This window comes from Rhodobaculum claviforme, assembly GCF_016653255.1.
In the GTDB taxonomy this organism is placed as follows: Bacteria; Pseudomonadota; Alphaproteobacteria; order Rhodobacterales; family Rhodobacteraceae; genus Rhodobaculum; species Rhodobaculum claviforme.
Genome location: NZ_NHSD01000205.1, coordinates 1 through 7,247, shown reverse-complemented (window position 1 = coordinate 7,247; position 7,247 = coordinate 1). Strand labels below are relative to the sequence as shown.

4 protein-coding genes are annotated in these 7,247 nt (G+C 73.4%); 2 read left to right on the top strand and 2 right to left on the bottom strand.

The features are described from left to right. The coding region (locus CCR87_RS07185; RefSeq protein ID WP_201156875.1) for a hybrid sensor histidine kinase/response regulator at positions 1 to 3,391 on the bottom strand (3,391 nt) is incomplete at its 3' end. A gap of 32 nt (positions 3,392 to 3,423) precedes the next feature. Then, positions 3,424 to 4,068: a response regulator transcription factor gene (locus tag CCR87_RS07180; protein WP_201156874.1), complete on the bottom strand. Its 645-nt coding sequence runs from the start codon at positions 4,066 to 4,068 to the stop codon at positions 3,424 to 3,426. A 329-nt stretch (positions 4,069 to 4,397) separates the two neighbouring features. Between CCR87_RS07180 and CCR87_RS07175 the strand changes: the two genes are divergently transcribed. Both CCR87_RS07175 and CCR87_RS07170 read left to right on the top strand, forming a co-directional pair. Continuing rightward, on the top strand, positions 4,398 to 5,075 hold the full coding sequence (locus CCR87_RS07175) for a hypothetical protein (protein WP_201156873.1): 678 nt from the start codon (positions 4,398 to 4,400) through the stop codon (positions 5,073 to 5,075). Between the two features lie 120 nt (positions 5,076 to 5,195). Beyond that, positions 5,196 to 7,247: PAS domain-containing protein (locus CCR87_RS07170; RefSeq protein WP_201156872.1), on the top strand; the 2,052-nt coding region annotated here is incomplete at its 3' end.

Sequence of the window (7,247 nt, the reverse complement as noted above, 5' to 3'; positions counted from 1 at the left end):
TGGTGTGGGCCAGCGTCTCGGGGCGGGCGGTGACGATCACCGTGGGCACCGGCGGCGACAGCGTGGCGGCAAAGCGCGCCAGCGCCAGCCCGTCGAGGCCGGGCATGTGCAGGTCGCTGAGCAGGACCGACCACAGGCCCGGCGCCTCGGCCAGCATGTCCTGTGCGGCGTGGGGGTCGGATTCGGCCACCGCCACGGCGCCCGCGGCCTCCAGCATCTCGGCCAGCACCTCGGCCACGTCGGGCAGGTCGTCGACCACCAGCACCCGCAGCCCCGACAGCAGATCGCCCGGCACGCGGTCGCCGGTGCACGCCGCGTCCAGCCGCAGCCCGGCGCGGCCGGGGATGCGGTCGCCCGCGGTGTCCGGCGGGTGGATCGGCCATGCCACCGTCATGGTGGTGCCCGCGCCGGGGGCCGTGTCGACCCACAGCGCGGCGTGGTTGTCGTTCAGGATCGCCGCCACGATCGGCAGCCCGAGGCCGGTGCCCGCCTCCCCCTTGGTGGTGTAGTTCCGCTCGAACAGGCGCGGCCGCACCGTGGCGGGGATGCCCGTCCCGGTGTCGCGCACGGTGAACAGCGCCAGCGGCACCGGCGCCTGGGGCAGGGTGCCCGCGTCGGGTGCGCGGTCTGGCGGCGGCGTGCCGGGCGGCAGGGCCGTCAGCGCCACCGTCGCCGGGCTGTCCTTCGTGCCTGAATCGCAGGCGTTCAGCGCAAGGTTCATCACCACCTGCGCAAGCTCGGTCGGGTTGGCCCAGACCGTCAGCGGCGCATCCGGCAGATCCACCCGCACGCCATGGCGGCTGACCCGCCCACTGCCCAGAAGATCCACCGCATCCGCCAGCCGCCGGCCCAGATCCTGCGCCCCGCGCGGCAGGTCCGCCCGGCCCAGCCGCGCCATCCCGGCGGTGAGGGTGCGCGCGGTCTCGATCGCGCGCCGCATCCGCCGCAGCACCGGCGTCGCGGGGCTGTCGGGGGCGTCGGCGGTGCCCTCCAGCACCTCCAGCGACCCGGCGATCACCGCGATCAGGTTGTTGAGGTCATGCGCCACGCCGCCGGCCACCTGGGCCACGGTGTCGCGCTGCTGGGCCTGTTGCAGCGCCTCGCGCAGGCCCGCGCGTTCCTCTGCGATGCGCTGCTGTTCGGTCAGATCGCGCGAGATGCACATGATCCCGCCGTCGGGTTGCAGGCTCAGCGACAGGTCCTGCTGGACCTCGCGGCCGTCGCGGCGGCGGCCCGTCACCGCGCCGCGCCAACTGCCGGTGCGCCGCAAGACGGGCATGGCATGGGTGTTCAGCCACGCCGCCCGCTCGGGATCATAGAGGTCGGACCAGTTGATATCCCCCGCCGGCTCGGTCGCGGGGATGGCGAACATCTCGCGGTGGGCAAGGTTGAGATAGGTGAAATTGCCCGCCACGTCGGTCGTGCCGATCGCATCGACCGAGGCGTCCAGCCCCTCCAGCAACGCGCGCCGTGCCCGCTCGCCCGAGGTCTTGAGCGCGGTGATGTCGCGGTGCACCCCGATGGAGCCGTCGAAGCTGCCGTCCGGCCCCAGCATCGGCACCACGTCCACCGACAGCCAGATATCCTCGCCCGCGCGGGTGCGGGCGATGAATTCGCCCTGCATCGGCGTGCGCGCCTCCACCCTGGCGACCATCCGCGCCATCTCCGCCCGGTCGGTGGCCGGAGAGCCGAGGACCTCGGCCGGGTCGCGGCCGCGCACCGCGTCGAGGGGCCATCCCGTCAGCCGCTCGAACGCCGGGTTGACCCATTCGATGCGCCGGTTGGCGTCGGCCAGCACGATCGCCTCGGGCGTCACCTGCGAGGCGCGCTCCAGCAGGCGGCGCTGGCGTTCGGCGGTGTGGCGGTTGGTGACGTCGCGCACCACCGCCACATACCCGCCGCCCCCCGGACCCTGTGACCGCGCGGCGGCGGTGGCATGGTACCAGCGCCGGGTCCCGTCCACGGTGACCGGGAATTCCACCCCGTCGATGCCATCGCCGCTGTCGGCCTGGGCGATCAGCCGCCGGATCACCGCCACGAGGTCGGGCGGGTGCACATCGGCAAAATGGCGGCCAAGGAATTTCTCCGGCGGCAGGCGCGTCGGTGTGCGCGTCCCGGCATAACAGCGGGTAAAGATGCCGTTGGCGTCCAGCTCCAGCACCAGCTCGGGCATGGCGGCAAAGGTGGCGCGCAGCTGGTCGCGGTCGCGGCGCAGCGCCGCCTCGGCCTCGGCCCGGTCGAGAACGGCCCCCACGGCGGTGGCGACCCCGGCCAGAAGCTGCACCTCCACCGTGCTGAAGTCGCGACTGCCGCGCACGCAGTCGAACCCCACGAAGCCCCGCAGCGCCCCGTCGCGCACAAAGGGCACCAGCAGCAGCGACCGGATCTGCTGTGCCTCCAGCACCGCGCGCGCGGGCGATCCTTCGGGCAGGGTGGCAAGATCGGGGATCTGCACCGGCGCGCCGTGCAGCAGCGCCGCCAGATGGCCGTCCAGCAGTGCCATCGGCTGGTCCTGCAACTGCCGGATCATCGGCGCGATGCCCGGCGCGCACCATTCATGGGTGTTGTCCAGCAGGTCCGCGCGGCGCCGGAACACATAGGCCCGGTCGACCCCGGTCAGCGCGCCCAGCCGCGCCAGCACGGTGTCGATCACGCGGTCGATCTCGTCGGTGGCGCAGGTCAGAAGCAGGCCGTTGATCGCCAGCACATGGCTCTGCCAGTCCGCCACCCGCGCCAGACCGCGGCTGACGGTGTGGAACGCCCGGTCGAGCGGGGCGTCGGGGGCGCCATCGCTCAGCCGCCCGCCCGCCAGCAGATCGGCAAAGACCGCGCTGCGGTCGCGCAGCCGACGCTGTTCCAGCGCGTGCGCCAGCATGGCCGCCATGTCCAGCAACGACCGGTAGGCGTGCTGGTCGAAGTGCGCGGGCCTGTGCGCCAGCATCACGAGCGCCATCCCGGCCTCGTTCGGGACCGCAAGCGGCGCGCAGATCAGCGCGCGATACGCCGCCGTCAGCGCCCCCGGCAGCGCATCGCGCCACCCCACCCGCCGCAGGTCGGTCGCGTGGCGCGGCGCGAACACCGCCGCGGCCGCGGGCGGCCAGGGGGCATGGGCACCGTCCCGCCCGTCCGCCCGTGCCGCATCCGCGGGCACCACCGCCAGCGGCACCGCGCCCGCCTGTGCGTCGTTGCGCACAAGCACCGCCAGATCCGCGCCCAGATCCACGCGCAGCACCTCCAGCGCCGCCCGGATGCCCGCCTCGGGGGTTGCGGCGTCCCGCAGCGCCGCGTCGGCCCGCAGCATCGTCTCGGACCGCGCCACCATCCGCCGTGCCTGGCGCAGGCGGGCCTTCTGTCTTGCCAGCCGGGTGCGGATCGCTGCGTCGCGGGCCATGACCCCGCCCCCTTTCCCCGTATCGCGGGCCGTCACAACAGCCGTTGCTTGCGCGCCATGACCAGCGCCTCGGTGCGGTTGGTGACGCCAAGCTTGCGACAGATCGCGCGCATGACCGACTTGACGATCACCTCGTCGAGATCGACCGCCCGGCCGATCTCCTTGTTGGTCATGCCCTCGTTCAGGCAGGCGAGCACCCGCAGTTCGCGGGGCTTCAACCCGAAGGAGCCGTCGTCGCGGGTGATCTCGCGCAGCACCGCCGAGGGGACATAGACCTCGCCCTCGGCGATCAGCCGGATGGCATGGGCGATCACCTTCAGCGACTGCGTCTTTGGCAGGAACCCCGCCGCGCCCATCTGCAACGCCCGGTCGGCCATGGGCCAGCCCATCACCCCGGAAAACAGCGCGACGCGACCGCCGTTGGCCGCCATCATCTGGCGAAGCCCCTCCAGCCCCTGTGTGCCGGGCAGTTCGTAATCCAGCAGCACCACGTCCCGGGGGCCATGTTCCGCGATCTCGGCCAGCGCCGCCTCGACGGTGCCCACGGTGCGCACCGCAAACCCGGGCTGCGCATTCAGCGCATCCGCGAGGGTTTCCGAAAGAAGGGTGTGATCATCCACGATCAGGACGGACAGGGTATCGGACGTCGAACCGGTCGGGGCACGCTCTGGTGTCATCTGCAAACCTCTATGAACCGGGGCGAACATATCCACAGGGTGATCGCGCGGAAAGAGAAACCGGCCCGCCGATCCTTAAGAGGTCGGCGCGGGAATCGGATAGACCGCGCCCCCCGTCCGGATGCCCGGATACTCCGACGCGCCTGCGGGCCGCGCCAAAGGGGTCGGAGCGGCACCAGGGGGATGGGCCGGGCGACCTTTGCGCCGCCGTGCGCCCTTCGTGACGGTCGCCGGTTCCGATGCGCCCCGGGCGATCCGATGCGCGACTGCGTCTGTGCGCCGGCGCCCGCACTCTGCCCCCCGTGCAATCGGGCAAGGAGGCGGAGCGGATGCGGTGGCTTGCGATCATTCTGGCGGCGGTCCTTTCCTTTGTGGTGGGGGCCTTTGCGGTGGGCGCCGCGACGATGGGGGCCGCGACGGTGGGGGCTGCGACGGTGGGCGGCGCGGGCCAGCCCGCCGGTCAGGCGCCCGCGCTGCCCGTGATCGCGGCGCCGCCCGCGGATGCGATGACGCTGCTGCTCGAAACGCCGCGGCCGCCGGGACAGGGGGCCTGGCCGGGCGCTGCGGCGCTTCCCGGTGGGCCGGTGCATGACAGCGTGGCCTTCCTGCGGCTGCTCCCCCCCGAGGTCCATCTGTCGTCCGGCGTGCCCGGCCACGTCGGCGGCGCCCCGCGCGACAGCCGTCTGGTGATGGTGGCGTCCGCACCCTTGATGGTGCTGGGGGTCCTGTTTGCCCTGCGGTTGACCGGGGCGGCCAATGCCATCCGGATGGCGCGGGCGCGGCGCATGTGGCGGCGGATGAAGCGCAGCCGTCGCCCGTCGCGGCGCGGTCGGCGGTCGTGGACCCGATCCGTGACTCCGGCGGCGGTGCCCCACAGCCCGCGCCGCGACCCCGACATGCGGGCGCCCGACCGGTCCGGGCGGTCCGGGCGCGCCGACGCCGACGGCCGCTCCGGGGGGCGACGGCGCAAGGTCCGCCATGTCCGGGTGGCGCGGGTTGCCGGTTGACCCCTGCGCCGATGGGGTCGGATGCGGTTCCGGCCCGGTGGGAGTGTGCACCCGACGGTTTACCGCCGTGTCCGCCGGGAATAAGATTTACCGCAGAGATGGGTATCGCAGGGTCCTGCCATGACCAGACCATCCCCCGGCAAGGCGCCCGGGCCATCAATCGGGCCATTGCTCGGCCCGGAGGGGACGGCCGCGCCCGGCGGTGATGGCGGTGACCTGGAGGCGCTGCTCGGCACGCTTCCGATCCCCATCGCGGTGCATGAGACGGGTGACGGGGCGGCGGTCCGCTTCGTCAACACCACCTTCACGCGGGTCTTCGGCTACAGCCTGGCGGATCTGCCGACGCTGGATGCCTGGGCCCGGCGCACCTTTCCCGACCCTGCGCAGCGTGACGCGGTCATGGCCCGGTGGACGGCCGAGGTCGCGGCGCGCAAGGCCACCGGCCGCATCGCCCCGCCGGGCGAGTTCCGCATCCTCGACAAGGCCGGACGGCCGCGCGACGTGCTGGTCGGCTTTGCCTTGCAGGGCGATCTGGTCATCGTCACCTTTCAGGACCTCACCGACACGCGCGCCGCCGAGGCCGCGCTGGAGGCCGAGCGTCGCGCCAACGAGCGCACGGCCCATGCGCTGACCGAGAACATGCCCGCGGGCGCCTATACCATGGTGTTGCGGCCGGGGGCGGCGCTGGCGGAGTTCGCCTTCGTCAGCCGCCAGTTCCTGAGGATGCTGGACCTGACCCGTGCCGAGGCGACGGGCGCCCCGATGGCGGTGTTTTCCCGCGTGCATCCCGACGATCGCGCGCGCTGGGTGCGCGCCCACACCGAGGCCTTTGCCCGGTGCGCCCCGTTTTCGGACGAAACCCGGATCGTCGCCAACGGCGAGACCCGCTGGGTCCGCGCCGAGGCGGTGCCGCGGGTGCGCGACGACGGCTCGGTGATCTGGGAGGGGGTGCTGGTCGACATCGACCCGCTCAAGCGCGCCGAGCGGGAGCTGACCTCGGTGCTGGAGGCCGCGCGCGCCTACAGCTGGCGGCGCGACCTGATCCGCCGCCAGTCCGGGTTCGACGCCCGCTGGGGCGTGCTGGCCGGCCATCCCCCCGACATGCGCAGCATGCCCAGCGACGCCTGGCCCCGGACGGTTCATCCCGCCGACCTGCCGCAGGTGCAGGCCGCGCTGGACGCGCTGGAGCGGGGCGCGGTCGAGAACCATGTCCTGACCTATCGCCGCCGTGTCCGGGACGGCGAATGGATCTGGTTGCGGGTGCACGCCGGGATCAGCGACCGCGACGCCGACGGCCGCCCGGTCGCGCTGTCGGGTGTCAGCTTCGACATCACCGACGAGATGACCGCCCGCGCCCACGCCGAGGCGGAGCGCGCCCGCCTGCGCGAGGAGTTGCAGCGCGCGCAACAGCGCGACATCGTCGCGCAGATCGCCGGGGGCGTGGCGCATGACCTCAAGAACCTCATCGCGGTGGTCGCGGGCACCGCCGAGATGCTGGCGCTGCGCGCCGACGACCTGCCATGGCTGCACAAGGGGCTGGCGCGCATCCGGCGCTCGGTCGGCATGGCCGATGACCTGATCGCCGGGCTGGGGGGGCTGGTGCGGCCGGATCTGCCGCGCGGGACGCATGATCTGGGGCAGATGCTGCGCAACGCGGTCGATCTGCTGGGGCAGCAGCGCATCGGGCGGCATGGGGTGCGCGTGACCCTCGGGGCGCCGCTGCCGCAGGTCTGGGCCAACCCGACCGAGCTGGCGCAGGTGATCGTGAACCTTGCGATCAACGCCTGCGATTCCGGTCCGCCGGGCCGCCCGGCGACGGTCACGATCGCCGCACAGCCGGTCGGGACCGCCCCGCCGACGCGGCCGCCCGACGCGGGTGAGCCGCCACCCGAGGGGCAGCCGATGGCGCTGTTCACCATCTCCGACACCGGCACCGGCCTGACGGAGGCGGTGCGCGCCCGGATGTTCCGGCCCAACTTCACCACCAAGGGCCAGCACGGCACCGGGATGGGGCTGCTGATCGTCTCGACCATCCTGAAGGGCAACGGCGCGGCGATCTGGGCCGACAGCACGCCGGGCGCGGGCACCACCATGACCGTGGCATGGCCCGCGGTGGCGCCGGCCCGCGCGCGCGCGGGGCAGGGGGGCTGTGGCGTCGCGGTGCTGCCGGGG